27 protein-coding genes are annotated in these 26,760 nt (G+C 64.6%); 18 read left to right on the forward strand and 9 right to left on the reverse strand.

The genetic code is table 11. The annotated features are described in order from the left end of the window. Window positions 1-129: 129 nt before the first annotated feature. The 3 genes from CVH10_RS06205 (at window position 130) to CVH10_RS06215 (ending at window position 3,656) form a co-directional block, all read left to right on the forward strand. The gene (locus CVH10_RS06205; RefSeq protein ID WP_035594550.1) at window positions 130-804 is read left to right on the forward strand and encodes a LuxR C-terminal-related transcriptional regulator; all 675 of its coding nucleotides are present in this window, start codon (window positions 130-132) and stop codon (window positions 802-804) included. 126 nt (window positions 805-930) lie between these two features. Further along, window positions 931-2,361, forward strand: coding sequence for a sigma-54 dependent transcriptional regulator (locus tag CVH10_RS06210; RefSeq protein WP_106488130.1), 1,431 nt, complete (start codon window positions 931-933; stop codon window positions 2,359-2,361). Between the two features lie 218 nt (window positions 2,362-2,579). Continuing rightward, window positions 2,580-3,656 (forward strand): transporter, encoded by a 1,077-nt coding sequence (locus CVH10_RS06215; RefSeq protein ID WP_052052415.1) that lies wholly within the window; start codon window positions 2,580-2,582, stop codon window positions 3,654-3,656. Between the two features lie 233 nt (window positions 3,657-3,889). Here the strand turns inward: CVH10_RS06215 and CVH10_RS06220 are convergent, their stop codons facing one another. The 9 genes from CVH10_RS06220 to CVH10_RS06260 all read right to left on the reverse strand — a co-directional run bounded on the left by CVH10_RS06220 (window position 3,890) and on the right by CVH10_RS06260 (window position 13,359). Beyond that, entirely contained in the window at window positions 3,890-4,552 is a 663-nt protein-coding gene (locus CVH10_RS06220) for a hypothetical protein (RefSeq protein WP_106488131.1), read from the reverse strand. Between the two features lie 23 nt (window positions 4,553-4,575). After that, window positions 4,576-5,289: a C39 family peptidase gene (locus tag CVH10_RS06225; RefSeq protein WP_081945802.1), complete on the reverse strand. Its 714-nt coding sequence runs from the start codon at window positions 5,287-5,289 to the stop codon at window positions 4,576-4,578. A gap of 49 nt (window positions 5,290-5,338) precedes the next feature. Next, on the reverse strand, window positions 5,339-5,725 hold the full coding sequence (locus CVH10_RS06230) for a hypothetical protein (RefSeq protein ID WP_146142910.1): 387 nt from the start codon (window positions 5,723-5,725) through the stop codon (window positions 5,339-5,341). A gap of 102 nt (window positions 5,726-5,827) precedes the next feature. Then, window positions 5,828-6,967 (reverse strand): hypothetical protein, encoded by a 1,140-nt coding sequence (locus CVH10_RS25595; RefSeq protein ID WP_181244368.1) that lies wholly within the window; start codon window positions 6,965-6,967, stop codon window positions 5,828-5,830. Between the two features lie 566 nt (window positions 6,968-7,533). Next, entirely contained in the window at window positions 7,534-8,769 is a 1,236-nt protein-coding gene (locus CVH10_RS06240) for a bifunctional aminoglycoside phosphotransferase/ATP-binding protein (RefSeq protein WP_106488133.1), read from the reverse strand. 36 nt (window positions 8,770-8,805) lie between these two features. Next, window positions 8,806-10,095: a glutamate-1-semialdehyde 2,1-aminomutase gene (gene hemL / locus CVH10_RS06245; protein WP_106488134.1), complete on the reverse strand. Its 1,290-nt coding sequence runs from the start codon at window positions 10,093-10,095 to the stop codon at window positions 8,806-8,808. 197 nt (window positions 10,096-10,292) lie between these two features. Then, window positions 10,293-11,144, reverse strand: a complete 852-nt coding sequence (locus CVH10_RS06250) for a hydroxymethylpyrimidine/phosphomethylpyrimidine kinase (protein WP_106488135.1) — start codon at window positions 11,142-11,144, stop codon at window positions 10,293-10,295. Beyond that, window positions 11,144-11,575 (reverse strand): protoporphyrinogen oxidase HemJ, encoded by a 432-nt coding sequence (gene hemJ / locus CVH10_RS06255; protein WP_035594529.1) that lies wholly within the window; start codon window positions 11,573-11,575, stop codon window positions 11,144-11,146. The genes CVH10_RS06250 and hemJ overlap by 1 nt, the downstream gene beginning before the upstream one ends. A gap of 8 nt (window positions 11,576-11,583) precedes the next feature. Beyond that, entirely contained in the window at window positions 11,584-13,359 is a 1,776-nt protein-coding gene (locus CVH10_RS06260) for a chloride channel protein (RefSeq protein ID WP_035594525.1), read from the reverse strand. A 129-nt stretch (window positions 13,360-13,488) separates the two neighbouring features. Here CVH10_RS06260 and argC point away from each other — a divergent pair, with 129 nt between their 5' ends. The 15 genes from argC to atpA all read left to right on the forward strand — a co-directional run bounded on the left by argC (window position 13,489) and on the right by atpA (window position 26,703). Then, a complete protein-coding gene (gene argC, locus CVH10_RS06265) occupies window positions 13,489-14,523 on the forward strand; it encodes an N-acetyl-gamma-glutamyl-phosphate reductase (RefSeq protein WP_035594523.1) in 1,035 nt (344 codons plus the stop codon). Between the two features lie 129 nt (window positions 14,524-14,652). Then, window positions 14,653-15,006: an iron-sulfur cluster insertion protein ErpA gene (gene erpA, locus CVH10_RS06270; RefSeq protein ID WP_035594520.1), complete on the forward strand. Its 354-nt coding sequence runs from the start codon at window positions 14,653-14,655 to the stop codon at window positions 15,004-15,006. A 114-nt stretch (window positions 15,007-15,120) separates the two neighbouring features. Continuing rightward, on the forward strand, window positions 15,121-15,879 hold the full coding sequence (locus tag CVH10_RS06275; RefSeq protein WP_035594518.1) for a transporter substrate-binding domain-containing protein: 759 nt from the start codon (window positions 15,121-15,123) through the stop codon (window positions 15,877-15,879). A gap of 95 nt (window positions 15,880-15,974) precedes the next feature. Continuing rightward, on the forward strand, window positions 15,975-16,646 hold the full coding sequence (locus CVH10_RS06280) for an amino acid ABC transporter permease (RefSeq protein WP_035594515.1): 672 nt from the start codon (window positions 15,975-15,977) through the stop codon (window positions 16,644-16,646). 14 nt (window positions 16,647-16,660) lie between these two features. Continuing rightward, a complete protein-coding gene (locus CVH10_RS06285) occupies window positions 16,661-17,434 on the forward strand; it encodes an amino acid ABC transporter ATP-binding protein (RefSeq protein WP_046078872.1) in 774 nt (257 codons plus the stop codon). Between the two features lie 536 nt (window positions 17,435-17,970). Beyond that, entirely contained in the window at window positions 17,971-19,866 is a 1,896-nt protein-coding gene (gene mnmG / locus CVH10_RS06290; RefSeq protein ID WP_035594513.1) for a tRNA uridine-5-carboxymethylaminomethyl(34) synthesis enzyme MnmG, read from the forward strand. Continuing rightward, complete coding sequence (rsmG, locus tag CVH10_RS06295) at window positions 19,863-20,516, forward strand: 16S rRNA (guanine(527)-N(7))-methyltransferase RsmG (RefSeq protein WP_035594510.1); 654 nt, start codon at window positions 19,863-19,865, stop codon at window positions 20,514-20,516. The genes mnmG and rsmG overlap by 4 nt, the downstream gene beginning before the upstream one ends. Window positions 20,517-20,580: 64 nt before the next feature. Next, the gene (locus CVH10_RS06300) at window positions 20,581-21,351 is read left to right on the forward strand and encodes a ParA family protein (RefSeq protein ID WP_035594508.1); all 771 of its coding nucleotides are present in this window, start codon (window positions 20,581-20,583) and stop codon (window positions 21,349-21,351) included. Between the two features lie 37 nt (window positions 21,352-21,388). After that, a complete protein-coding gene (locus CVH10_RS06305; RefSeq protein WP_035594505.1) occupies window positions 21,389-22,315 on the forward strand; it encodes a ParB/RepB/Spo0J family partition protein in 927 nt (308 codons plus the stop codon). Window positions 22,316-22,569: 254 nt separating this feature from the next. Then, entirely contained in the window at window positions 22,570-22,917 is a 348-nt protein-coding gene (locus CVH10_RS06310) for an ATP synthase subunit I (RefSeq protein ID WP_369335743.1), read from the forward strand. A gap of 14 nt (window positions 22,918-22,931) precedes the next feature. Then, complete coding sequence (gene atpB, locus CVH10_RS06315) at window positions 22,932-23,756, forward strand: F0F1 ATP synthase subunit A (protein WP_035594500.1); 825 nt, start codon at window positions 22,932-22,934, stop codon at window positions 23,754-23,756. Window positions 23,757-23,814: 58 nt separating this feature from the next. Then, complete coding sequence (atpE, locus tag CVH10_RS06320; protein ID WP_016854214.1) at window positions 23,815-24,042, forward strand: F0F1 ATP synthase subunit C; 228 nt, start codon at window positions 23,815-23,817, stop codon at window positions 24,040-24,042. Window positions 24,043-24,117: 75 nt separating this feature from the next. Continuing rightward, window positions 24,118-24,588, forward strand: coding sequence for a F0F1 ATP synthase subunit B (locus CVH10_RS06325; RefSeq protein WP_026068332.1), 471 nt, complete (start codon window positions 24,118-24,120; stop codon window positions 24,586-24,588). A gap of 14 nt (window positions 24,589-24,602) precedes the next feature. Continuing rightward, the gene (locus CVH10_RS06330) at window positions 24,603-25,142 is read left to right on the forward strand and encodes a F0F1 ATP synthase subunit delta (protein ID WP_035594498.1); all 540 of its coding nucleotides are present in this window, start codon (window positions 24,603-24,605) and stop codon (window positions 25,140-25,142) included. Window positions 25,143-25,158: 16 nt separating this feature from the next. After that, window positions 25,159-26,703, forward strand: coding sequence for a F0F1 ATP synthase subunit alpha (gene atpA / locus CVH10_RS06335; RefSeq protein ID WP_035594496.1), 1,545 nt, complete (start codon window positions 25,159-25,161; stop codon window positions 26,701-26,703). The last annotated feature ends 57 nt before the right edge of the window (window positions 26,704-26,760 follow it).

Consider the following 26,760-nt stretch of genomic DNA (forward strand, 5'->3'; position numbering starts at 1 on the left):
ATTCCTTATAGCCATTAATTAGTTACATTATATTACAATGCGAACGAGACTGGATAAGGCCTTACTCTGATCCCATTACTCGTAAGGAATAAGGGGCGAGCATGTCAGATATTTCGTCGAGGTCTGGTTATGAAAAGCAATAATCGGCTAATACAGCTGGTCACAGAAAATACGCCCCAGTCTCAGCTGTTCGCTGACTACCTGCGCCAGCAGCTCGACTGCCAGGTATCCATCCTGACACCTTCCAGTACGCGCAAACCCAAAGCGGACAATGAGGAAACCCTCATCCTGCTTGATGCCGACCATATGGACGACGCCGCGATGCAGGCCTGGCAATCCCATGTCGCAGAGCGGCCTGAGACCTCCCTGGCAAGCTTCAATCTCAGGGATGAGGACCATGCCGTCGAGATATTGTCCTGCATGCATGTCAGGGGAATCTTCTACCGTGACGACAGCCTGCCACTCATCTGCAAAGGACTGCGCACCCTGCAGGAAGGGCAGCTATGGATGTCGCGCTCCCTGATGGGCCGAATGCTGGAGTTCTACCGGCGCCACCAGATCAACGCCTATCGACCGGCCTGTGGCCTGACACAACGCGAACTCGAGATCATCGGCCTGCTGGGATCGGGTGCTTCCAACATGGAAATCGCCGATCGCCTCTTTGTCAGCGAACATACCGTCAAGTCACATCTTTATAATATATTCAAGAAAATCGATGTGCATAACCGCCTCCAGGCTGTCAACTGGGCACGACATAACCTCGGCGCTCCCCCTCCGGTCCCCCAGAAATCTCATCACGGCTAGGTCATCGAGACTAGAAAATTCATGTGAATTTTTCTCGAGCCGAATGCTAGATTTCAGCCCGTGCAGGACAGCGGTTAATTCCGTTTATTCGCAACCAATCGTTCTATAGAACATCAGGGATGTGCGATGAAACCCAAAAACAAGCTACTCTTCATTAGTGAGCCTTTAGAAGGTAGCGAAAAACTCATCGGGGAGCTGAAAGAGTGTGGCTGGGATATTACGCATATTGAAAGACTGGACAGCCTTCCCTTCACAGAAAACCTCCCGGGCCATGATGTCGGCATCGTTTTTCTGACACAAGAAGATCTCGATGACGCCACGATATTCGAGAATGCTGCCAACAGGCTTGACACAAGACTGATAGCCATCAGCCACCAGGAAGTTTTCGATAACCTTCGTCACCATCAAGGGATAGCCCGTCTCTTCTTTGGTTATCATCGCCTCCCGATCGATACGGCGAGGCTCCATCATGCACTTGAAAACCTCTTGTCGGTCATCAATCTGGATAAAGATATTCAAGAGGAAGGTGGCCACAGAGGCAGACATGAATGCCAGATGGTCGGTGAAAGCCCCGTCATCAAGACGCTATTCAGGTCCATTCAAAAGGTGGGTGCCGTCGATGCCCCCGTTCTTATTCAAGGAGAGTCCGGCACGGGCAAGGAGCTGGCGGCCAAGGCCATTCACCGGGCGTCCGCTCGCGCGAAGTCTCCCTTCAATGCCATCAACTGCGGTGCCTTGCCGAGCAATCTTATCCAGTCGGAACTGTTCGGTCACGAGAAGGGTTCCTTTACCGGTGCATCACAGAAAAAGATTGGCATCATCGAGAACACGGATGGCGGCACGCTGTTCCTGGATGAGATCGGCGACCTCCCCCTGGACATGCAGGTCAACCTGCTACGGTTCCTGGAAAACCATACGATCCAGAGGGTAGGGGGCCTCAAGGAAATCGAGGTCGATGTTCGTGTTCTGGCCGCAACGCACGTGGACCTCGAAAAGGCAGTAAGCGAAGGAAAATTCAGGGAAGACCTCTTTCACCGCCTCAATGTCCTTCAGATTCGAGTACCTGCTCTGCGCGAGAGAGGCGATGACATCGCCACCCTGGCTCATTACTTCTTCAACAAGTTCTCCATGGAAAAATCTTCCATCGTCAGCGGGTTCAGCAAGGACAGTCTGTCCGTCATGCAGCTTTATGAGTGGCCGGGCAACATTCGAGAACTGATCAATCGTGTGAGAAGGGCGATGGTCATGAGCGAGCATCCACTGATTCGCCCCAGCGATCTTGGGCTGGAGCGTCGAGTGCTGGACGCTCGTTACGCATCAAGCCTGGAGGAAGCGAGAGACCTGGCAGAACGCGGTGTCGTCATGGCATCTCTGACACGCCATTCCTTCAATATTCTGCACGCCGCACGAGAGCTGGGGATTTCCCGAGTCACGCTCTACCGTCTGATGGAAAAGCACAAGATACATCGTGAAGGCCAGGGGGATGACATTGCCAATCACGCCGAGCAAACAGGTTCGAAAGAACCTAACGTATTGAATTTCAATAGAGTTAAATAAATCCTCCAGCTTTGATGCCCGACATCATTGATTGCCTTCGATCTCCGACCGGCATCGGAGGACACACAACGTTAGCCGGAATCACCAGGATTTCCCCCAGCACGAAGACAGGTTGGTCTATGCTCTCCACGAGTATCACTCAAAAAGGCCCGATGGCGTGAAAGCCATGGGGCGCGATAGCGCAAGGCCTTGAAAAAAGGGACAAAAGGGACAACGTCATGAAACTGATCCAAAGAGGTTTCACGCTGGCCTGTGGTCTGGCACCACTCGCCATGGCCGGACATGCCTGGGCCCAGACGGGCAGTGACGGTGCCATCGATCCCGTGGGGCAGCGACCGCCCCCCGCGGAAGAGGCTCCGGAGATTCAGGCCATCCCCGATATCGGCGGCGTTCTGACCCCCAAGGGGCGCCTCGTCATCGAGCCCGAGTTCCAGTACTCCCACGCCAGCGTCAATCGACTGACCTTCCGCGGCGTCGAGATACTCAGCACGCTGCAGATCGGCGTGCTGGCCGCCGAGGATATCGATCGCGATACCTTCACCACCTCCGTCACCGGCCGGCTCGGGGTAACCGACCGGCTCGAACTGGAACTGCGCGTGCCCTATTTGTACCGGGACGATACGGCAAGCTTCAGCGTCAACGAAGCCAACGAGCCTTTCGATCTCGATAGAAGCCAGTCCGGGGATGGACTGGGGGATATCGAGCTGGCCGCCCACTATCAGATCAACAGCGGCCAGGGGGGCGGCCCTTTCTTCGTGGGTAACCTGCGCTACAAGTCGACCACCGGTACGGGCCCCTTCGACGTCGATCGCGACAGCAATGGCATCGAGCGGGAACTGGCCACCGGTTCTGGCTTCCACTCGATTGAGCCCAGCCTGACCGTGCTGCTTCCGTCCGCACCGGCGGTCTACTTCGCCAACCTGGGCTATCTGTTCAACCTCGAGGACGATGTCAACGAAACGATCGGTGGGGTCAGAGTCAAGGAGGTCGATCCGGGGGATGCCGTACGTATGAGCCTCGGCATGTCGTACTCGATCAACCCACGGTCGTCCTTCACGCTGGGCTACAAGAACGATTTCATCCAGGAGACCGATACCACCTTCGTCAATCCGGATACCGGCAGTACCGTCACCCAAAGCGGCCGCTCGCTGAACGTGGGCTCCATGCTGCTCGGCTGGTCCTACCAGATGTCCGACGACTCGGTGTTCAACCTGGGGCTGGAATTCGGCGTGACGGAAGACGCCCCGGATACCACCCTCACCCTGCGGACTCCCTTCGGGCTGAATGTCTTCTGACAAACGATGACTAGGCTTTGTCTGAAAAGTCGACGAGCGAAGGATAAACAAGGAAAAAATCAGTGAAAGAACGGAGTTTACGAGCGGTAAATGAGCATTTTGATCGGACTCGCGCCCGAGCTGATTTTTAACGCCGTATAGCCGAGCACAGACAGTTTTCAGACATTGCCTAACGAGAAAAGGCTGCCCAAAGAACGGGCAGCCTTCTTTGTGTATCGTTCTATCGCTATCGGTCAGCGAGGAAGAATCCCCTGCAGCGAGTTGAGAATCGCACCTCTCTGGCGGAAAGAGCGCATCTCGCCGATATTCATGACCTGCACGCTGACGTCGATCTCGTTACTGATGCTCTGCCCGCTGGCAGTCGTCGACAGGCTGCTGACGATTGCATCGCGCGTGATATTGTGCAGCGCCGCCGTCATCCCCCCCTTGCCATCGCTCATCAGGACACCGGAAAAGTCGGAAAGCCCGGTGAGATCGATCTTGCCGCCGATACTCGCCGCATCGACGCCGCCTGGCCCACCCACCTGAGTGACGGGCTCGGAACCCGATTGCTCCAGGGTGCTGGACAGCACCCTGGCACCGGCATTGTCGAAGGCCACCTGGGTGATGTAACGAACCCGTTCATTGATGGCCGTGGTCAGCTTGGCGCCAAAGTTGAGATCCATCCCCGCCAGCCGAAAGCCGCCACGAAGCTCTGCCATGCCTTCGTCAGGCAGCACTTCCCCGCGATAGTAAATATCGTGCGTTCCCGCCGACAGGATGCCCGAGGGTGATGTCGCGGCCGGGGATGCCGACGCCACCGCCAGAGAAACCGACGCTACCAGGAGGCTGATGCCCCGCCGGCAGCCTCTCCACCGGCTTCCCCCCATCACATTTCCTGCATGCTGCATGCTCATGGTTGGTCACTCCTGCGAGATCATCACCTGCCCAGCTCGTTGGCGCCCGGCAGTGTCAGCAGATACGATCCCACGCTGGTGCGTCGAACCCCTGACTCGATCGGCGAGGGGGGCCGCACGCGCCAGTCCCGTTCACTGTTGAAGTTCGCTCGTGCCACCTCGATTTCGTTGCGCACACCGAGCACCTTGTTGCTCCATAACGTCTCGAAGATATCCTTGGGCACCACGACCGTTCCGGCTGCCGGATCGCCCACCAGCACGTTGTCGGCATCCATTCCCTTGACGACCACGAAGTGCTTGTACCCCCCGGTATTGACCAGCGTGATGGCCGGAACGCCGATGCGGATGAAGTCATCCAATGCGATCTCGAAGCCGTCGGCATTGAGCCCCCTGTCATCCAGGAAGCGTTTCATGTCCAGCATGGAAAAGCCGTAGGTCTCGATCTGCTCGCGATCCCCACGTCGGATCATGGCCTCGAAGACCTCGCCCTCGGTGGTGGGGCGGTCATAGTGGTAGGTCATCAGGGTGGCGACGGCCGCGGATCCACAGCTGTAGTCGTACTGCTGGCGCACAACACCTTCCCAGCTGAGCTCCGCCAGACTCTTGGCTTCGACCTCGAAGTGGCCGAAGGGATTGGAAATTCTTACCGTTCCCGCCTCGGCAGGCGGGATGAACGACTCGAACGCCGACAGCATCATGACGGCGAACAGGGCAGCACCTTTCAGCTGCTTACGCATGATCGAGCCCCCTGACACCGAACGGCACTCTCACCGTTTGGGGTGTCGTTCATGGGTTGGCGACATAGACACTGATACCGATGGCGTTGTTGATCGCATTGGCATTCCCGGTCACGTTGTTGAAGATGCCGGTACCGCTGTAATGGCCCATCGAACCGCCTTCGAAGGTGATATTGCCTGTCACCATGTCGCCGTTGACCACCTTGAAGCTCGATCCGAAACTGGCCGCGTCCATGTCCTGAATGCTCTGAACCGTTACCTGATCGAGATGCACGTTGACGTCTCGACCCCGTGCCTGCTCCAGAACATCCGTCGAGACTTCCTGCATCGACCCGAAGCCGTCGGCCATTCGGGCATCGTCGGCCTGCAGGCTCGACGCCATGCCGGCAGACAATATGATGGCACCCGCGGCGAGCCACTGCACTGAACCTTTCATCGCTCTGCCTCCACTGACTATAAACGGACAGTGAAGGAACTGGCGGAGCCTCGTCCGCCAGTTCCCGATTGGGCAAACGGGCCTCTCACGAGGCCCGAGCCATCAGTTGCCGATGCTCACGCCGCTGTGGGCGGAGATGCTGGTGCCGGACAGCTGCGAGTTGTAGAACCCGCTGGAGCTGTTCATGTTGGACACGCCGCCGTAGACGCCGCCGGCCGCCACGGAGATGCTGGAAGCGCCGGTGCGCAGGACGGCTGCGCCGCCGTTGCCCCCGTTGCCCCCGGCACCGCCGTTGGCCCCTGCGGCATAGGCGTTACCACCGACACCTTGGCCGCCGCCGCCGCCGCCGCCGTAGCCATCGCCGCCATCGCCGGCCACTGCACCGGCCCAGCCGCTGCCACTGCCATTACCACCGGTGCCTGAACCGGCACCGAAGCCAGCACCGCTACCGTCGCCGGCCGCGGAATCTGCGTGAGTGGAGCCTGCCTTGGCGTTCTGGTCACCGGATGAATCATCGGCCAACCCAAGTCCGAGACCGACCAGGGCACCGATACCGGTACCAGCGGCGCCGCCGGTTTCGTTGTTACCAGCGGCAGAGCCAGCACCAGCACCAGAGCTGCCACCTTGGCCGGCACCTACGCCGGCACCTACGCCGGTGCCGGCACCACCTTGGCCAGCACCTGCACCCAAGGCACCGGAACCACCGCCAGCACCACCGGTACCGGAACCACCACTACCGCCGATACCAGCGCCGACGCTAACCGCTGCGTTGATGCCGCCTTGCCCACCAGTAGCACCCGCTGCTCCTGTGCCACCAATGACAGTAATGGGAGAGCCAGTGACGCTCGACGTCATGCTCTGCTCGGAGATCACGCTGACGGCGGTGTTGTAGGACTCACTCATCGCCCAGGCATCGCCGCCGTCACCGGCCGGCCCGCCGGCACCGCCGTAACCATAGCCAAGCCCGGTAGCAGCCGCGCTACCGCCTTTCCCCTTGCCTTCGCCAAAGCCGAGGATGCCGGTACCGCTACCGGTGCCATTGGCTTCGGAATTGGCTGCACCAAACCCGTTGCCGGAGCCGCCACTACTGCTGCCCCCAGCGCCGCCAGTTGCCTGTGCATCGGAATCCACCAACTGGAAGGCATTATCGCCATTGGCGGTCGGGTTGGCCTGGGCAGTGGAAATCGCCATGACCAGCGCCAGCAGGGAAGTTCCCGCGATTGCATATGCTTTGGTACTCATGATCACACTCCCGTTCGATTCGACAGAATCCCTTGCGTCTTGCCGGACGATCCTCGGATCGCTGCCGGCGTCGGTGTCACGGCCTGCTGAGCCGGAGGTCTCTCGTGAACCCTTGAAGATCCCACTCGCAGGCATGAAACCTAGAGCACGGGGCGTGCCAGTTTTCGCTAACCGTCTGATAGTGCGGACGAAGAAATCGTGAGACGTCGGGTATGGGGAGGGGCAGGAAGGACAGTGGCGGGATATTGCCGAGCGGAGTGTCAGGCTGATGAAACAGTGGCTTCGATCATAGAGCGGCCATGAGAGAATAAAATCCTTAAAAACAGTGTTTTAACATACTGAAACATATTAGGTACAAACCTGTTGCAGTCTTGACACTGTCGTCACACCTTAATATTTGTCCTTAATTTTCAATATATTATGCCATATCAGCTAACACCGAACCGCAGGACAGGGTGCCAAGCCGACGTAACACTCGGGAGCATGCAAGAGGGAGAAGTGGAGGGTAACGAGAGAAGGAAATAGATAGCGGAGAGACCGGCCCTGGCAGCCGGTCTCGGCAGGCACTAGCTCCAGTGCATATGCTCCTGGATCAGCCCGGCCAGCGTTTCGCCGGCGTTGTCCGCCGTCGTGTCCAGCCGCACGAGGTGGAAGCGTTCCTCGTCGGAGAAGGGCTCGAAGGCCGCCTGCTGATGCGACAGCACCGCGAGACCTTCCTCCGCGGTCACGCCATGGCGTCCGGCTCGCTTGGTGATGCGCCGCGTCAGGGTCGCCTGATCCGCCTCGAAGCTGACCAGCAGCACCGGCAGCCCCCGGCTCTCGGCCTGATGCCGCAGCCAGTCGCGCTGCGCCCGGGTCAGGCAGGTCGCGTCGATGCAGGCCGGCAGGCCGGCATCCAGCAGGTGGCCGGCACACTGCGCCAGCCGCTGATAGGTACGCTCTGTGGTCGAGGCATCGAAGATATCCACAGACGCTTCGCCCTCCACCGCCTGTGGAGAAAGTCCATGCAGGCGACGCCGCTCAGCATGGGATGCCACCCGCACCGCGCCCAGGCGAGTCACCAGGTTGCGGGTGAAGCGACTCTTGCCACTGCCCGACACCCCGACGCCGATGACCAGCGGCGGAAAGCGGAACTCCGCATGGCGTTCCGCCAGCTCCAGATAGCGGCGGCAGGCGCCCATGGTCTCCGCCCGCAGGGCAGGGCGCTCGTCGTCGCCCTCGGCCGCCTCCAACCGACGCAGGGCGCGACGCGCGCCGGCCAGGCACTCGAGCACCCGGAACACCGACAGCAGCCGGGCGGCCTGGTAGTCACCACTGAGCCGCAGGTACCCGTCCAGCGCCAGCCGTGCCAGCCGCGGCTCGTCACGCACCTCGAGCCCCACCAGCAGCGAGGCCAGGTCCGCGGCCGGATCCTGGACGACCTCGGCGCCGTGGCCCTGAAGGTCGCGATCGATGGCATTGACCATCACCACGCGCCCTTCGTCCAGCAGCCGGCTGTCAGGGTGCTCGCAGGCCCAGCTGCGCGGCAGCCGCCGGGCCTCGCGCGTCTTGAAGACGGGCGCCAGGCGGGACAGGTTCTCCTCCAGCCAGCGATTCAGGGCCTGCAGTCGCTGGCGGTCTTCGTCGGCGACCACCAGCGCCGTCAGGGCCTGCGTCTCGGCGGCCACGCGCCGCTGAACGGCCTCATGCAGGGGCGTGGCCTCGTCGGTGGCGTGATCGGCATGCCAGGCGCTCAGGCGCTCGACCAGCGTCTCCAGGGTGACATCTCGGGTCGGACTTCCGGGGGCGTGTCGCTGGTTCATCGTTCTTCTCCGTTCACGCGGTCTTGTCGGGTGCCGTCAGTCCTGGCGCATGGCGGCGAAGGCCACCTCGGCCGCGTCCAGGGTCAGCTGGATGTCCTCGGGCGCATGGGCGCTGGACATGAAGCCGGCCTCGAAGGCGGAAGGCGCCATGTAGACGCCCTGCTCGAGCATGCTGGCGAAGAAGCGGCGGAAGGCGTCGCCGTCGCAGGCGGTGGCCTGGGCGAAGTTATCGACCCGGCTCTGCCCGGTGAAGAACACGCCGAACATGCCGCCGGCCTGCTGGGTGATCATGTTGATGCCGGCGGCATCGGCCCGCTCCTGGAGGCCGTGGCACAGGGTCTCGACGCGCTGGCTGAGAGCGTCGTGGAAGCCCGGCTCGCGCAGCTTGTTGAGCAGGGCGATGCCCGCCGCCATGGCCAGCGGATTGCCCGCCAGGGTGCCGGCCTGATAGACGGGCCCCAGCGGCGAGATGTTCTCCATGATGCCGCGGCGGCCGCCGAAAGCGCCCACCGGCATGCCGCCGCCGACGATCTTGCCCAGGCAGGTCAGGTCGGGCTCGACGCCGTAATGCGCCTGGGCACCGCCCATGGCGACGCGGAAGCCGGTCATCACCTCGTCGAAGATCAGCACGCTCTCATGGCGATCGCAGACCCGGCGCAGGGTCTCGAGGAAGCCGGGCTGCGGCGGAATGCAGTTCATGTTGCCGGCCACCGGCTCGACGATGATGCAGGCCACCTGGTCGCCGATCTCCTCGAAGCACTGCTCGACCGCATCCGGATCGTTGTACGACAGGGTCACGGTGTGCTCGGCCAGGGCCGCCGGCACGCCCGGCGAGCTGGGCTCGCCGTGGGTCAGGGCGCCGGAACCGGCCTTGACCAGCAGCGAGTCGGAGTGGCCATGGTAGTTGCCCTCGAACTTCACGATCTTGTCGCGTCCGGTATAGCCGCGGGCCAGGCGGATCGCCGACATGGTGGCCTCGGTGCCGGAGTTGACCATGCGCACCATCTCGATGCTGGGGATCATCTCGCAGATCAGGTCGGCCATGGTGGTCTCGATGGCCGTGGGCGTGCCGAAGGAGAGGCCGCTGTCGAGGCGCTCGCGCACCGCGCCGAGTACCTCCGGGTCGGCATGGCCGGTGATCATCGGCCCCCAGGAACCGACGTAGTCCACATAGCGCTTGCCCTCTACGTCGAACAGGTAGGCGCCCTGCGCCCGCTCCATGAACACCGGTGGACGTTCCAGGCCCTTGAAGGCACGCACCGGCGAATTGACGCCTCCGGGAATATGGCGGCAGGCCCGTTCGAAGAGCTGGGCGGATGTGGTCATGTCAACCTCATTAGCTGTTGAAAGTAAGCTTCGTATCACGCCGGAGCCGCGCGGTCACGGCGTTCGGCTTGTGGATAAATCTCTGGACAATCTCTGGGCGAGCGGTGATTCCCCGGTGAACGTCGCTCATCCCCGCGAAGATGTCTCGGTCATGGCCTCATTCTCGATGCTTGGGCCGTGGATGACCAGTCCGGGGCCTAGGCGTCCTGCTCGAAGCGAGCCACCGGCAGCCGCCACAGGCGCCTCGGCAGCCACTGATCGTCGCCGTCGTCGTGACCCGGGCGCCAGCCATGGGACAGCGTCTGCCAGGTGTAGGCCTGGGCCTGCTCGCAGGCCGCCACCAGCGATTCTCCCTGGGCCAGCCGCGCCGCCAGCGACGACGCCAGGGTGCAGCCGGAGCCGTGAAACACGCCTGGCAGCCGCGTCCAGGTCCACTGGCGATCGCCGTCCGGCACGTGCAGGGTGTGCCGTACCCGCCCCGCGGGCACCCGCTCCTCGGGATCGTCGGTACCGGTGACCAGCACCGCCTGGCAGCCCAGGTGCATCAGTTCGACCGCACGCTCGGTGTCGTCGGCGCAGGCGCCACCGGCCAGTCGGGCCAGCTCCCGGCGGTTGGGCGTCAGGATATCCACAAGGGGAAGCAGGCGCCGGCGAAAGGTCTCGATCAAGGTGGGTGTGGACAACTCATGTCCGCCGCCGGCCCTGAGCACCGGGTCGACCACCACCGGCACGCCCGGCCGGCGCTGGATGATCTCCACCACCGCGTCGAGGGCCGCCTCGGAGGCCAGCAGGCCGACTTTGATGGCGGCGATCTCGATGTCCTCCAGCGCTGCGGCGGCGTCGCGGATCAGCGCGCCGTCCACCGGCTGCACGGCGCCGACGTCGCGGCAGTTCTGCACCGTCAACGCCGTGGGCACGGTCAGCGCCCAGCCGCCGCAGGCGGCCACCGCCTCGCTGTCGGCCACCAGGCCGGCGCCGCCGGTGGGATCGTGGCCGGCCAGCACCAGTACCGCCGGCAGATGGGGGTGGGTCTGCGCATCCCCTGTCATCAGAACGGCTTCAGCACGGCGAGCAGGACGATCGCCAGCAGGGCTAGTACCGGCAGCTCGTTGAAGATCCGGAAGTAGCGATGGCTGCGGCTGCAGCGACCGTCGGCGAACTGCTTGAGATAGATCAGGCACACGTGATGATAGGCCACCAGCGCCGCCACCAGGGTCAGCTTGGCGTGCATCCAGCCCTGGGACAGCCAGCCCGGATTCAGCGCCAGCAGCCCGCCGCCGAACACCAGCACGGCGATCATCGAGGGCGTCATGATGCCCCGGTAGAGCTTGCGCTCCATGGTCTTGAAATACTCGATGGCCTGCGACTCGCCGCGATCCCGGGCCATGGCGTGGTAGACGTAGAGGCGCGGCAGATAGAACAGGGCGGCGAACCAGGTCACCACGGCCACCAGGTGCAGGGCCTTGATCCAGAGGTACATGTCGACTCCTAGCCGGGGGGTGCATCGCTGTAGCGATAGTAACGCTCGATGGCGTCGCGGGTGATGATACCGGAAATCCGCTTCTGCTTCGGCCGATGCCCGTGCTCCACGTAGAGGGCGTCGGCATGCTTGGTATTGAGCCGCAAGAAGGCCTCGGAGAGCGTCGCCTGCAGGTGGATCGGCGCCAGGTCGAGGCGCTGCCCGGGGATCTCCAGCAGGTCCAGGCGGCCCTCCTTGTCGATCAGCTTGTCGGTCTCGTCATGTTCGAGCATCCAGCGCGCCAGATCGGCCGCCTTCAGCGCCAGGGTCGGCTTGGCATCGCTGGAGCGCTCGATCACGATCCACACCGGCTTCGCCACGAGCAGGGCACTGGCCTGGTCGAGGGTCACCCGACGGCGCGAGCGTACCAGATCGCGCTCCATCACCGCCGGCACCGAGACCCGGCTGAGGGCCTGCATCAGCGGCTGCTGCAGCGGATGCAGGCCGTGGCGGGTCACGCTGATGAAGAAGCCGTCGCAGCCGCACAGCTGACGCGACGTCAGACCGGCCACCACCACCGCCAGCATGCCGGGCAGGATCAGGTTGGGGTTATGGGTCAGCTCCAGCAGCGCCATCAGCGCCGCCAGCGGCGCCTGCAACACGGCCCCCATCATCGCGGCCATGCCCAGCATGGCGTAGACGGCGGGGCCGGCGGCAAGATCCGGCAGCAGCTGGGCGCCGAGCAGGCCGCACAGGGCGCCGGCCGCTCCGCCGGCCACCACCACCGGGCCGATGATGCTCACCGGGATGCCGCAGGCCACGGTGAAGGCAGTGATCAACAGCTTGCCGATGGCGACCGCCAGCAGCACGTCGAGGCTCAGCGAGCCGCCGATGGTCAGCCCCAGGGTGTCGTAGCCCATGCCCTGCACCTGGGGGTACCACCAGGCCATGGCGCCGACCACGCCTCCGGCGAGGGCGAAGCGCAGCGCGAAGGGCACGCGCTTGAGGCGATCGCCGGCACGCGCCACGCGCACGAAACCGCCGGCCAGCAGGCCGATGCCCAGTGCGCTCAGCACGATCCAGGGCAGGTTGAGCAGCGACCCCAGGGCGAGACCGGTGCCCTCGAAAGGCAGCTCGAAGCCGAACACCGCCTGGGACACCACGGCGCCCATGGTCGAGGCCAGGATCACCGGCATGAAGCCGGTGATGGTGTACTCCATCATCACCACCTCCATGGCGAAGATGACACCGGCGACCGGCGTATGGAACGAGGCCGAGATGCCCGCCGCGGTGCCGCAGGCCACCAGCACGCGCAGGCTGTTGTGCGGCAGGCGCAGGCGCTGGCCGAGTCCGCTGCAGGCCGCCGCGCCCAGATGGATGGCAGGCCCCTCGCGCCCCGCCGAGAGCCCGCCCAGCACCGAGATCAGGCCCACCCACCATTGGGTGAACCAGTTGCGCACCGGGAAGCGCCCCTGATGGTAGGTCAGTCGCTCGATCACGTGGGCGATGCCGATCTGTCGGCCGGCGGGCCGCAACCACCATAGCCAGGCACCGATCAGCGTCACCGCCAGCAGTGGCAGCAGGGCACGCGTCAGCGGCGACAGCGCCTCGAAGTTCTCGGGATTGCCACCCGGCAGGAAGATCATGGCGCCCAGCTGGAGCGCCAGGCGGAACAGCACCATCAGACCGCCGGTGATCAGGCCGGAGACCAGTCCCAGCACGCAGAGCTGGGGCAGTGCATCCACGCTGGCCAGCTGGCGGCGGAAACGATCGAGACTGAAGCGGGGAAGTGGAAAACGCGGCAAGGTGTCCTTCCTGTTAGACCCCGGCCCCTATTTCAACCCTGGCCCCTGCGAGGCTGGGTGGGAGCCCTTCCTCTTGTGTATCATATCCTCCCACTCAGGTCCCAGCGTCCACCATCGAGGAGCCCCATCGTGATCAAGGTCGGAATCGTCGGCGGCACCGGTTATACCGGCGTCGAACTGCTCAGGTTGCTGGCTCGCCACCCGGAGGTCAGCGTCGAGGCCATCACCTCGCGCAGCGAAGCCGGGCTCGGGGTCAGCGAACTGTATCCCAACCTGCGCGGCCACTACGACGCGCTGCGCTTCAGCGAGCCCGATCCGGCGCGCCTGGCAGCCTGCGATGCGGTGTTCTTCGCCACCCCCCACGGCGTGGCCCACGCCCTGGCCTTTGATCTGCTCGAGCGCGGCACCCGGGTCATCGACCTGTCGGCCGACTTCCGCCTGCGCGACGCCGACGAGTGGGCCGCCTGGTACGGCCAGCCCCACGGCGCGCCCGAACTGCTCGAGGAGGCCGTCTACGGCCTGCCCGAGGTCAACCGCGAGCGGATTCGTCAGGCGCGCCTGATCGCCGTGCCCGGTTGCTACCCCACCGCCGTGCAGCTCGGCCTGCTGCCGCTGCTGGAGGCCGGCCTGATCGACGCCGATCACGTGATCGCCGACTGCAAGTCCGGCGTCACCGGCGCCGGCCGCGGCGCCAAGGTGCCGTCGCTGCTGGCCGAGGCCAGCGAGTCGATGAAGGCCTATGGCGCCTCCGGCCATCGCCACCTGCCCGAGATCCGCCAGGGCCTGGGCGATGCCGCGAACGGCCCGGTGGGGCTGACCTTCGTGCCGCACCTGACGCCGATGATCCGCGGCATCCACGCCACCCTCTACGGCCGCCTGCAAGGGGAGCCGGGCGACCTGCAGGCGCTGTTCGAGCAACGCTTCGCCGACGAGCCCTTCGTCGATGTCATGCCCGCGGGCAGCCACCCGGAGACGCGCAGCGTCAAGGGCGCCAACGTCTGCCGGATGGCCGTGCATCGCCCCGGCGACGGCGACACCGTGGTGGTGCTGTCGGTGATCGACAACCTGGTCAAGGGCGCCTCCGGCCAGGCCGTGCACAACCTCAACCTGATGTTCGGCCTCGACGAGTTCGCCGGCCTCGACGCCCCGGCGATGATGCCCTGAGGCCATCGCCTGCCCCCGTCGCCATCGCGCCGGGGGCAGAGCTCCCTCCTCAATAGTTGACCCTTTTGCTAAGGGTTATGGATAATCGTCGTCCTGCACGACATTCATCGATTTCCGGGGAGGTCACCCATGAGCGGTGCCGCATCCTTCGTTCCTACCCCTCTGCTGCTCTCCGACAGCGCCAAGGCCCGTCTCAAGGCCCTCGGCGAGGCGGAAGGCAAGTCCGGGCTCACGCTGAGGGTCTACGTGACCGGCGGCGGCTGCTCCGGCTTCCAGTACGGCTTCGACCTCGCCGAGGACATCGCCGACGACGACACCCTGATCGAGTTCGGCGACGTGGCGCTGGTGGTCGACCCGCTCTCCTACCAGTACCTGGTCGGCTCCACGGTCGACTACGAGGAAGGTCTGGCCGGCGCGCGCTTCCTGATCCAGAACCCCAACGCCACCACCACCTGCGGCTGTGGCGCCTCCTTCATGGTCTGAACCGCAGCGTTGACGACCAGCCCCGCCGCAACATTTGCCGAGACTTGACGCTCTCACGGCAACTCGCCATGGTTGATTTGTACTCCACAACAAATCACTCCAATGGAGAAGCACATGAAGCGTCAATTCACGGTCGCCTCGCTGGCGTCCTGTCTCGCCCTGGGCCTCGCCACCTCGGCCCACGCCCAGGAGACCCTGGACGTCGTCACCGACCCGAGCTTCGTGCCCTTCGAGATGATGGACCAGGAAACCGGCCAGATGGTCGGCTTCGACATGGACATCGTCGCCGAAGTCGCCGAGCGGGCCGGGTTCGAGTACAACCTGCGCACCATGGACTTCAACGGCATCATCCCCGCCGTCCAGACCGGTAACGTCGACATCGCCATCGCCGGTATCACCATCACCGACGAACGCGCCGAGATCGTCGATTTCTCCGATCCCTACTACGACAGCGGCCTGCGCCTGCTGGTCAACGCCGACGACGACAGCATCCAGTCCATCGAGGACCTGGAAGGCAAGTCGGTCGGCACCAAGATCGGCTCCACCAGCTACGACTATCTCCAGGAGAACCTGGGCGACGACGCCGACATCACCCCCTATCCGGGCTCCAGCGACATGTACATGGCGCTGCTCGGCGGCAGCGTCGACGCGGTCTTCTACGACGCGCCCAACGTCGGCTACTTCTCCCAGACCCAGGGCGAGGGCCGAGCCAAGGTCGTCGGCCCGCTCTACGAGGGCCAGCAGTACGGCATCGTGCTGGTCAAGGGCAGCGACTGGGTCGAGCCCGTCAACGAGGCCCTGGCCTCGATGAAGGAAGACGGCACCTACGACGAGATCCACAGCAAGTGGTTCGGCAGCGCCAGCGGCGAGTAATCGTCGCCCAACGCCTGAACGGGGTCGGGTCACATGACCCGGCCCCGTTGCATTTCGGCTCGTCACTCTCCTGCGCATCCTGACGGAGTTCCCACGTGGACGTCACCTTTCAATTCGACTGGCAGGCGGCCTTCGCCTCCATTCCCCATCTGCTCACGGGGATTCCCTATACGCTGCTGATCTCCTTCGCCGGCCTGGCGATCGGTTTCCTGATCGGCATCCTGTTCGGCCTGCTGCGCATCAGCCCGTCGCGCTGGCTGCGGGTGCCCGCGGTGGCCTACATCGAGGTCTTCCGCGGCACGCCGGTGCTGGTGCAGGTGCTGTTCATCTTCTATGGCCTGCCGCAGCTGCTCGGCGGCCCCATCAACGCCCTGGTGGCCGGCATCGCCGCCATCGCGGTCAATTCCGGTGCCTATATCTCGGAGATCGTCCGCGGCGGCGTGCAGTCCATCGAGCGCGGCCAGCGCGAGGCGGGGCTGTCGCTGGGCCTGTCCCGGCGCCAGACCTTCCGCTACATCATCTGGCCCCAGGCGCTGCGGCGCATGATCCCGTCGCTCGGCAACCAAGGCATCATCAGCATCAAGGACACCTCACTGTTCTCGGTGATCGGCGTGGGCGAGCTGGTCCGCCAGGGCCAGGTCTATATCGCCACCACCTTCAACGCCCTGGAGGTCTATCTGATGGTGGCCATGCTGTACCTGGTCATCACCCTGTCGCTCTCGGCGGCGCTGCGCCTGCTCGAGCGCAAGGGCCTGGTCGGACAATGAAGGAAGACACGCACATGAACCAACCGACGTCCCCCTCCGGCGGCGAGCGCATCGTCCGCATGGAGAAGCTCAACAAGTCCTTCGGCGACCTGCACGTGCTGAAGAACATCGATCTCGAGGTCACTCCCGGCGAGGTGGTGGTGATCATCGGTGCCAGTGGCTCCGGCAAGTCGACCCTGATCCGCTGCATCAACGGCCTGGAGGAGTTCCAGCAGGGCGAGCTGGAGGTCGACGGCAATCCCCTGAAGCCCCACGGCAAGGCCACCCAGGCGCTGCAGAAGATCCGCACCGAGGTCGGCATGGTGTTCCAGCAGTTCAACCTGTTTCCGCATCTGAGCGTGCTGGACAACGTCACCCTGGCGCCGATGAAGGTGCGGGGTCTGGGCCGCCATGAGGCCACCGATACCGCCGAGCGCCTGCTCGACCGGGTCGGCATCGCCGATCAGGCCGCCAAGTATCCGACCCAGCTCTCCGGCGGCCAGCAGCAGCGCGTGGCACTGGCCCGGGCGCTGGCCATGGAACCGCGGCTGATGCTGTTCGACGAGCCGACCTCGGCGCTGGACCCGGAGATGATCGGCGAGGTGCTGGACGCCATGCGCGAGCTCGCCAACGAGGGCATGACCATGCTGATCGTCACCCACGAGATGGGCTTCGCCCGTGAGGTGGCCGACCGGGTGATCTTCATTCACAAGGGCGAGATCGCCGAGGAAGGGCCACCGGAGACGATCTTCGACTCGCCTCAGGCCGAGCCCACCCGGCAGTTCCTGTCCCGGGTGCTCAAGCACTGACAAGCGCCATGCCTCCCGCCTCAAAGGGCCCTGTCGTCAGCGACAGGGCCTTTTTTTGGGCGTTTTTCGGCCTGTGGACAAGATTCTTCGCCATTCGTCGCTCACGCGGGCCATGCCGGGGCTGGGGACAGAACGAGGTGGTTGTTCACAGCCGCGGTGACAAGCCCGGAAGAACTCGGTGGACAAGCCGTGTTCGCGCTGGCTTGTGGGTAACCCGAGGTGTTACCCACAGGCCCCGAACATGCCCTCCGCAGGCGGTCCGCGCCTTGTCCTTGCTTCGGTCAACATTACAAGATGTTGATAAGTAAGCTGTAAAATCAGTTATCCACGAGAAATGTCCACACCAGTAATCACTACCACAACAGAACTTCTTTTTATCTATATGTTTTTTTATTTAAGTCTCGGCGGAAGGAAGGCGGATCGGCCGGAACGGGTGTGGAAAACCCTGACGATTACCCACAAGGGGGTTATACTGGCGGGCTGATTCGACCCCTGAACCGCAACATTCGGCGCGACGGCGCCGATCGAGGTGAACCTTGGAGTACCCCGACCGCTTCGACGTCATCGTCATCGGCGGTGGCCATGCCGGGACCGAAGCCGCCCTGGCCTCGGCTCGCATGGGCTGCCGGACCCTGCTGCTGACCCACAACATCGAGACCCTCGGTCAGATGTCCTGCAATCCCGCCATCGGCGGGATCGGCAAGAGTCATCTGGTCAAGGAGATCGATGCGCTGGGCGGCGCCATGGGACTCGCCACCGACATGGGCGGCATCCAGTTCCGGGTACTCAATTCCCGCAAGGGTCCCGCCGTTCGCGCCACCCGTGCCCAGGCCGACCGCGTGCGCTACAAGGCGGCGATCCGCGGCATGCTGGAGAACCAGGCCAACCTGACGATCTTCCAGCAGGCCGCCGGCGACCTGATCGTCGACGGCGACACCGTGCGTGGCGTGGTCACCGAGACCGGCGTGCGGTTCATGGGTGAGACCGTGGTGCTGTGCACCGGTACCTTCCTCGGCGGGGTGATCCACATCGGGCTGGACAACAGCCGTGGCGGTCGCGCCGGGGATCCGCCCTCCAACGCCCTGGCCGAGCGCCTGCGTGCGCTGCCGTTCCGGGTCGATCGCCTGAAGACCGGCACCCCGCCGCGCATCGATGCCAAGAGCGTCGATTTCTCGGCGCTCGAGGAGCAGCCGGGCGATACCCCGACGCCGGTGATGTCCTATCTCGGCAGCCGCGAGATGCATCCGCGCCAGATCAGCTGCCACATCGCCCAGACCAACGAGCGCAGCCACGAGATCATCCGCGCCAACCTGGATCGCTCGCCGATGTTCTCCGGCACCATCGAGAGCGTCGGGCCGCGCTACTGCCCGTCCATCGAGGACAAGGTGCACCGCTTCGCCGACAAGGCGAGCCACCAGATCTTCATCGAGCCGGAAGGGCTGGATACCCACGAGCTGTATCCCAACGGCATCTCGACCTCGCTGCCGTTCGACGTTCAGCTGCAGGTCGTGCGCTCGATGAAGGGCCTGGAAAGCGCCCACATCACTCGTCCCGGCTACGCCATCGAGTACGATTTCTTCGATCCGCGAGACCTCAAGCACTCGCTGGAAACGAAATTTATCCACAACCTGTTCTTCGCCGGGCAGATCAACGGCACCACCGGCTACGAGGAAGCCGGCGCCCAGGGGTTGCTGGCCGGCCTCAACGCGGCCCGTCGGGCCAGCGGGCTCGAGGCCTGGTGGCCGCGGCGCGACGAGGCCTACCTCGGCGTGCTGGTCGACGACCTGATCACCCTGGGCACCAAGGAGCCTTACCGGATGTTCACCTCGCGGGCGGAATATCGCCTGCTGCTGCGCGAGGACAACGCCGACCTGCGCCTGACCGAGGCCGCCCGGGGGCTGGGGCTGATCGATGACCGCCGCTGGGCCGCCTTCAGCGCCAAGCGCGAGGGCATCGAGGCCGAGAGCGCGCGCCTCAAGGCCAGCTGGGTGCAGCCCAAGACCGAGGCCGCCGACCGCGTGGCCGAGAAGACCGGCCAGCCCCTGGCCCGCGAATACAACCTGCTGGACCTGCTCAAGCGTCCGGAGCTCGGCTACGCCGACGTGGCCGGCCTGGTCGGTGAGCCGGTCGAGGACGAGCGCATCGCCGAACAGGTGCAGATCCAGGCCAAGTACCAGGGCTACATCGACCGTCAGCAGGACGAGATCGACAAGCTCAAGCGCCACGAGGCCACCCGGCTGCCCGACGACTTCGATTACGAGCAGGTCGAGGGGCTGTCCAACGAGATCCGTCAGAAGCTCATCGAGGCGCGCCCCGAGACCCTGGCCCAGGCCGGTCGCATCTCCGGCGTGACCCCGGCGGCGGTCTCGATCCTGCTGATCCACCTCAAGAAGCGACGCCTGCTGGACGACACCCGAGTGGCCAACGGATGACCCCGAACGATACGATCCTGAACGACCGCCTCGAGCGCGGCCTGGCCGAGCTCGGCCTCGATGTGCCGGCGGATCGCCGCGAGCGGCTGGTGGCGCTGGTGGGGCTGTTGCACAAGTGGAATCGCGCCTATAACCTCACCGCGGTACGCGATCCCGAGGAGATGGTCGCCCGGCACGTGCTCGACAGCGCCGCCGTGCTGCCCTTCGTGACCGGCCCGAGCCTGCTCGACGTGGGCGCCGGCCCGGGCCTGCCGGGGCTGGTGCTGGCGATTCTCGCGCCCGAGCTCGACGTCACGCTGCTCGACAGCAACGGCAAGAAGGTGCGCTTCCAGCGTCAGGCGGTGATGGAGCTGGGCCTTGCGCGGGTCACGCCCGTCCAGGCCCGGGTGGAGGCTTTCGAGGCCCCCGCCGGCGGCTTCGATCAGGTCATCTCGCGGGCCTTCGCCAGCCTCGAGGACTTCCTCGCCCTGAGCCGGGAGCTGCCGGGGGAGGGGGGACAGTGGCTGGCGATGAAGGGGCCCGCCGTGGAGGACGAGCTCGCCGGCCTGCCGGAAGGGATCGCGGCGGTGGCCCGCCATACGCTGAGGGTGCCCTTCTCGGTGGGCGATCGCCGCCTGGTGATCCTCGAACGCGCCCCCGGCGAGCGCTGAGCCGCGCCCGGGGAGGCCGCCGGGCGCCGCCGTGAACCCTGTCTCCCAACGCAAGGATGTCGCCGTGACCAAGATTATCGCCTTGACCAACCAGAAGGGCGGCGTGGGCAAGACCACCTCCGCCGTCAATCTGGCCGCCAGCCTGGCCTCCCTGGAGCGGCGCGTGCTGCTGGTCGACCTGGACCCCCAGGGCCACGCCACCATGGGCAGCGGCGTCGACAAGCATGCCCTCGACGGCAGCGTGCTCGACGTGCTGCTGGGCGAGAAGCGGGCCACCGAGGTGATCCTGGACTGCCCCGAGGCCGGCTACGCGCTGCTGCCCGGCAACGGCGACCTGACCGCCGCCGAGGTCGAGCTGCTCGACCGCGAGGAAGGGCGCGAGCAGGGCCTGGTCAAGGCGCTGGGCGAGGTCGCCGGCGAATACGACGTGGTGCTGATCGACTGCCCGCCGTCGCTCAACATGCTGACCGTCAACGGCCTGACCGCCGCCGATGGCGTGCTGATCCCGCTGCAGTGCGAGTTCTACGCCCTCGAAGGGCTCTCGGCGCTGCTCGATACCGTTGAGCAGATCAAGGCCAGCGTGAATCCCGGCCTCGAGATCCATGGCATCCTGCGGACCATGTTCGACGGCCGCAACAGCCTGACCCGCGATGTCAGCAAGCAGCTGCGCGACTACTTCGGCGACGCCCTGCTCAAGACCACCATTCCGCGCAACGTGCGGGTCGCCGAGGCGCCCAGCCACGGCCTGCCGGTCACCAAGTACGCCCGCTTCTCGCGGGGCAGCCAGGCGCACCGGGTGCTGGCCAAGGAACTGATTCGCCGCCTGTCGCTGTAGCCGACACCGTTTGGTGCTTACCGATGAGGGGAACTCGATGACGCGCAAACAACGCGCTCTGGGACGCGGGCTGGATGCCCTGATCGGCGCCGGCGCTCGCCGCCGCGAAAGCCTGGATCTGCCCGGGGCAGAGGAGGCGACGGAGGAGGGCGAGCTCAACGGCGCCGAGCCGCTGGCTCCCGCCGCCGACGAGCGACTCGAGCGCCTCCCGCTGGGACAGCTGTCCCGCGGCAAGTACCAGCCGCGCCGCGACATCCAGCCCGAGGCCCTCGAGGAGCTGGCCGACTCGATCCGCGCCCAGGGCGTGATGCAGCCGATCGTGGTGCGGCCGATCGGCGAGCAGCGCTACGAGATCATCGCCGGCGAACGGCGCTGGCGGGCCGCCCAGCTCGCCGAGCTCGACGTCATCCCGGCGGTGATCCGCGAGGTCACCGACGAAGTCGCCCTGGCCCTGGCCCTGATCGAGAACATCCAGCGCGAGAACCTCAATCCCATCGAGGAGGCGCTGGCGCTCAAGCGGCTGCTCGACGAGTTCGAGCTGACCCAGCAGCAGGCCGCCGATGCGGTGGGCCGTTCACGAGCCCAGGTGGCCAACCTGCTGCGCCTGCTGGCGCTGGACCCCGAAGTGCAGACGCTGCTCGAACGCGGCGACCTGGACATGGGGCACGCCCGGGCGCTGCTGGCGCTGTCGGGCCCCAAACAGCGCCAGGCCGCTCATGAGGTGGTCAACAAGGACCTCACGGTGCGCGCCACCGAGGCGCTGGTGAAGCGGCTCGCCGAGGGGCAGCCGGCCAAGGCGGAGGCCCCGGCCGCGAGCCCCGACGTGGCGCGCCTGGAGTCGCGTCTCGGCGACCTGCTCGGGGCACCGGTGAAGATCCAGCACGGCCGCGGCGGGAAGGGGAAGGTGACCATTCGCTACTCGAGCCTGGACGAGCTGGACGGCATCCTCGGCCACATCAAGTAGACCCTGTTAGGGTGCTAAACAGTTTTTCGAAACTTATCGACTTTTAGTCGTAAGCTGGGGCGATTTCGCGCGATATCGGGCCGCGATCGGTTGAAGGCATCGAGGGGGTTCCCTATAATCGCGCCGGGCTCGCCATTGGCTACCGCCAACGGCAGAGCGCGAGGAAACGGGACGCCGACGTCGGCCCCAATGTCGGCAACGTGCACGGAGATCCCATGGCAGCCAGGTACAGGCGCCCGATTCTCGGATGGTTGATGGCCGCGCAGGTTGCTATGCTCGGTGCGCTGTCCGGCCTGGGATGGCTTCTGGGAAGCCCGGGAGATGCGGTCTCGATCCTGCTGGGTGGCGGCGTGGCGCTGATCGCCAACGGCTACTTCGCCTGGCGAATGTTTCGTCACCGGGGCGGCCGCCAGGCGCGCCGGATGGTAAGCGGCCTCTATCAGGCGGAGGCGGGTAAGTTTGGTTTGACGGTGGCTCTGTTCGCGGTGGTGTTCATCGCAGTGCCCCCCTCAAATCATGCTTTATTCTTTGGCGTTTATGTGGTGATGCTGTTCGTTCACTGGCTGGCCGCCTGGCTGGGCACGCGACCATTACCCCACTGAAATCGAGGCAGCTCATGGCAGGCAATAACCCGACTCCTGTGGAGTATATCCAGCACCATCTGCAAAACCTGACATATGGCTACCACCCCGAGAACGGCTGGTCCATCGCGCACTCCGCTGCCGAGGCTCAGGACATGGGGTTCTGGGCCATTCACCTGGATACCATGGGCTGGTCGCTGGCCATGGGCGCGCTGTTCATCTGGCTGTTCCGCAAGGTCGGCAAGGCCGCGACCACCGGCGTGCCCGGCAAGCTGCAGAACGCCATCGAGATGGTCTTCGAGTTCATCGAATCCACCGTACGCGGCGCCTTCAAGGGCAAGAACCCGCTGATCGCCCCGATCGCGCTGACGCTGTTCGTGTGGATCTTCCTGATGAACCTGCTCAAGCTGGTGCCGGTCGATTTCGCGCCCGCCCTGTTCGCCCGCTTCGGGGTCGAGTACATGAAGCTCGTGCCGACCACCGACCCCAATGCCACCCTGGGCATGGCGCTGGGCGTGTTCTGCCTGATCATCTACTACAGCATCAAGGTCAAGGGCCTCGGTGGTTTCGCTAAGGAGCTGTCGCTGACGCCCTTCAACCACTGGCTGCTGATCCCCTTCAACCTGGTGATGGAAATCATCGGCCTGCTCGTCAAGCCGCTCAGCCTTGGCCTGCGTCTCTTCGGTAACATGTTTGCCGGCGAGGTGATCTTCATCCTGATCGCCCTGCTGCCGTTCTGGGTGTCCTGGACCCTCAACGTTCCCTGGGCCATCTTCCACATCCTGGTCATCACCTTGCAGGCGTTCATCTTCACCGTGCTGACGGTGGTCTACCTGAACGCTGCTCACGAGCATCACTGAATCGCGTAATACCCGATAAACCCTTGAAACTTAACCTCAACTCGTAAGGAGTATCATCATGGAACTCGTCTACATCGCCGCTTCCCTCATGATCGGCCTGGGCGCTCTGGGTACTGGCATCGGCTTCGCTCTGCTGGGCGGCAAGCTGCTCGAGACCACCGCTCGCCAGCCGGAGCTGGGCAACCAGCTGCAGACCAAGACCTTCCTGATGGCCGGCCTGCTGGACGCCGTGCCGATGATCGGCGTTGGTATCGCGATGTACCTGATCTTCGTCGTCGCCGGCTAACGATTGGCATACCGAGCGCGCTGCGCTCGGTTTGCTTGTTTCCGGTCGCCACGAATCTGTCAGAGGTACGCCCCTGTGAATATCAACATGACGCTTATCGGACAGATGATCGCCTTCGCGATCTTCGTCTGGTTTTGCACCAAGTACGTGTGGCCGCCGATCAGCAATGCGCTCCATGAGCGCCAGAAGAAGATCGCCGATGGCCTGGATGCTGCCAGCCGTGCTTCTCGCGACCTCGAACTGGCCGAACAGCAGGCCAGCGAGACCCTGCGTGAAAGCAAGGAGCAAGCGGCCGAAATCCTGGAGCAGGCCCACAAGCGGTCCACCCAGATGATCGACGAGGCGCGCGATCAGGCCCGCCAGGAAGGCGAGCGCATGATCGCCCAGGCCAAGTCCGAGATCGACCAGGAAGTGAACCGCGCGAAGGAAGAGCTGCGTGGCCAGGTCTCGCGGCTCGCCATCGTCGGCGCCGAGCGGGTCCTGGAAGCCTCCATCGACGAGAAGCAGCACGGCAAGCTCGTTGACCAACTTGCCGAAGAGCTTTGAGGAGGAGGTGACCCATGGCGGAACTGTCTACCGTCGCTCGCCCCTACGCCAAGGCGGCCTTCGAACACGCCGTCGGACGTAAGGCGCTCGAGGACTGGTCCGGCATGCTCACCACCGTGGCGCATGTCGTCGAAGACGACGACATGCGCCGTCGAGTGCTGGGCAACCCGCGACTCTCCAGCGCACAGAAGGTGGATGCGATCGTCGAGATCTGCGGCGATGCCGTCGACGACGACGTGCGCAACTTCCTGCGTCTGGTCGGCCAGCAGGGTCGCCTGACGGCCCTGCCGGTCATCGCCGAGCAATTCGAGCTGCTCAAGGCCCAGGAGGAGAAGCGCATGGACGTCGACATCGTCTCTGCCTTCCCGCTGGACGAAGCGCAGCAGGACAAGCTCGCGAGCGCGCTGGCCAAGCGTCTGAACCGCGAAATCTCCATTACCACTCAGGTGGATTCCACCCTCCTGGGAGGCGTCATCCTGCGCGCCGGCGACACCGTCATCGACGGGTCGGTGCGCGGTCGACTGAACCGCCTCCACGAGGCCCTTTCCGCCTGAGTCTGAGGGACATGGCATGCAGCAACTGAATCCTTCCGAGATCAGCGACATCATCAAGCAGCGTATCGAGAAGCTGGATGTCGCGACCGAAGCCCGCAACCAGGGCACCATCGTCAGCGTGTCTGACGGTATCGTGCAGATCCACGGCCTCACCGACGCGATGTTCGGCGAGATGATCGAGTTCCCCGGCGGCATCTACGGCATGACGCTGAACCTCGAGCGCGACAGCGTCGGCGCCGTGGTGCTGGGCGACTACCTGCAGCTCGAAGAGGGCATGACCGCCCAGTGCACCGGCCGCATCCTCGAGGTGCCGGTGGGCCCCGAGCTGCGCGGTCGCGTGGTCGACGCCCTGGGTAACCCGATCGACGGCAAGGGCGACCTCGGCACCGACAAGACCGACGCGGTGGAAAAGGTCGCCCCGGGCGTCATCACCCGTCAGTCCGTCGACCAGCCGATCCAGACCGGCTTCAAGTCCATCGACGCCATGGTGCCGATCGGCCGCGGCCAGCGTGAGCTGATCATCGGCGACCGCCAGATCGGCAAGACCGCGATCGCCATCGACGCGATCATCAACCAGAAAGGCACCGGCGTCACCTGTGTCTACGTGGCCATCGGTCAGAAGCAGTCGACCATCGCCAACGTGGTGCGCAAGCTCGAAGAGCACGGCGCCATGGAGCACACCATCGTGGTCGCCGCCGGCGCCGCCGATCCGGCCCCGATGCAGTTCCTGGCCGCCTACTCCGGCTGCACCATGGGCGAGTACTTCCGCGATCGCGGTGAAGACGCCATGATCGTCTATGACGATCTGTCCAAGCAGGCCGTGGCCTATCGTCAGGTCTCCCTGCTGCTGCGTCGTCCGCCGGGCCGTGAAGCCTTCCCGGGTGACGTCTTCTATCTCCACTCCCGTCTGCTCGAGCGCGCCGCGCGCGTCAACGCCGACTACGTCGAGAAGTTCACCGACGGCGAAGTCAAGGGCAAGACCGGCTCGCTGACCGCGCTGCCGATCATCGAGACCCAGGGTGGCGACGTCTCCGCGTTCGTTCCGACCAACGTGATCTCCATCACCGACGGTCAGATCTTCCTCGAGACCGATCTGTTCAACTCGGGCATCCGTCCGGCCATCAACGCCGGTCTCTCGGTGTCTCGTGTCGGTGGCTCCGCCCAGACCAAGATCGTCAAGAAGCTCGGCGGCAGCGTGCGTCTGGCCCTGGCCCAGTACCGTGAGCTGGCGGCCTTCGCCCAGTTCGCCTCCGACCTGGACGAGGCCACCCGCAAGCAGCTGGAGCACGGTCAGCGCGTCACCGAGCTGATGAAGCAGAACCAGTACGCGCCGATGTCCGTGGCCGAGATGGCCGTCTCCCTGTACGCCGCCAACGAGGGCTACCTGGAAGACGTCGAGGTCAGCAAGGTGCTGGACTTCGAGCGTGCCCTGCAGGACTACATGAAGGCCGAGCACGCCGAGCTGCTCGACAAGATCAATGAGTCCGGCGACTACAGCGACGACATCAAGAGCGGCCTCAAGGCCGGTCTCGACAAGTTCAAGGCCACTCAGAGCTGGTGACCCCGCCGGCCCGCTCCTCCCGGGGAGCGGGCCCTGGAGCTTTCTGAGGGCCACGAA

The organism is Halomonas sp. ND22Bw (assembly GCF_003011945.1).
GTDB lineage: Bacteria > Pseudomonadota > Gammaproteobacteria > Pseudomonadales > Halomonadaceae > Halomonas > Halomonas halophila.

Bases quoted from the DNA above. Each gene is read 5' to 3' on its own strand.
- CVH10_RS06250 (WP_106488135.1), bottom strand. From the start codon at position 11,144: ATGACAGGGGATGCGCAGACCCACCCCCATCTGCCGGCGGTACTGGTG.
- CVH10_RS06220 (WP_106488131.1), bottom strand. From the start codon at position 4,552: ATGAGCATGCAGCATGCAGGAAATGTGATGGGGGGAAGCCGGTGGAGA.
- CVH10_RS06305 (WP_035594505.1), top strand. From the start codon at position 21,389: ATGACGCGCAAACAACGCGCTCTGGGACGCGGGCTGGATGCCCTGATC.
- atpE (WP_016854214.1), top strand. From the start codon at position 23,815: ATGGAACTCGTCTACATCGCCGCTTCCCTCATGATCGGCCTGGGCGCT.
- CVH10_RS06285 (WP_046078872.1), top strand. From the start codon at position 16,661: ATGAACCAACCGACGTCCCCCTCCGGCGGCGAGCGCATCGTCCGCATG.
- CVH10_RS06310 (WP_369335743.1), top strand. From the start codon at position 22,570: ATGGCCGCGCAGGTTGCTATGCTCGGTGCGCTGTCCGGCCTGGGATGG.
- CVH10_RS06210 (WP_106488130.1), top strand. From the start codon at position 931: ATGAAACCCAAAAACAAGCTACTCTTCATTAGTGAGCCTTTAGAAGGT.
- atpA (WP_035594496.1), top strand. From the start codon at position 25,159: ATGCAGCAACTGAATCCTTCCGAGATCAGCGACATCATCAAGCAGCGT.
- CVH10_RS25595 (WP_181244368.1), bottom strand. From the start codon at position 6,967: ATGAGTACCAAAGCATATGCAATCGCGGGAACTTCCCTGCTGGCGCTG.
- CVH10_RS06230 (WP_146142910.1), bottom strand. From the start codon at position 5,725: ATGAAAGGTTCAGTGCAGTGGCTCGCCGCGGGTGCCATCATATTGTCT.
- CVH10_RS06225 (WP_081945802.1), bottom strand. From the start codon at position 5,289: ATGCGTAAGCAGCTGAAAGGTGCTGCCCTGTTCGCCGTCATGATGCTG.
- CVH10_RS06330 (WP_035594498.1), top strand. From the start codon at position 24,603: ATGGCGGAACTGTCTACCGTCGCTCGCCCCTACGCCAAGGCGGCCTTC.
- CVH10_RS06205 (WP_035594550.1), top strand. From the start codon at position 130: ATGAAAAGCAATAATCGGCTAATACAGCTGGTCACAGAAAATACGCCC.
- hemJ (WP_035594529.1), bottom strand. From the start codon at position 11,575: ATGTACCTCTGGATCAAGGCCCTGCACCTGGTGGCCGTGGTGACCTGG.
- CVH10_RS06240 (WP_106488133.1), bottom strand. From the start codon at position 8,769: ATGAACCAGCGACACGCCCCCGGAAGTCCGACCCGAGATGTCACCCTG.
- CVH10_RS06215 (WP_052052415.1), top strand. From the start codon at position 2,580: ATGAAACTGATCCAAAGAGGTTTCACGCTGGCCTGTGGTCTGGCACCA.
- erpA (WP_035594520.1), top strand. From the start codon at position 14,653: ATGAGCGGTGCCGCATCCTTCGTTCCTACCCCTCTGCTGCTCTCCGAC.
- rsmG (WP_035594510.1), top strand. From the start codon at position 19,863: ATGACCCCGAACGATACGATCCTGAACGACCGCCTCGAGCGCGGCCTG.
- hemL (WP_106488134.1), bottom strand. From the start codon at position 10,095: ATGACCACATCCGCCCAGCTCTTCGAACGGGCCTGCCGCCATATTCCC.
- CVH10_RS06275 (WP_035594518.1), top strand. From the start codon at position 15,121: ATGAAGCGTCAATTCACGGTCGCCTCGCTGGCGTCCTGTCTCGCCCTG.
- atpB (WP_035594500.1), top strand. From the start codon at position 22,932: ATGGCAGGCAATAACCCGACTCCTGTGGAGTATATCCAGCACCATCTG.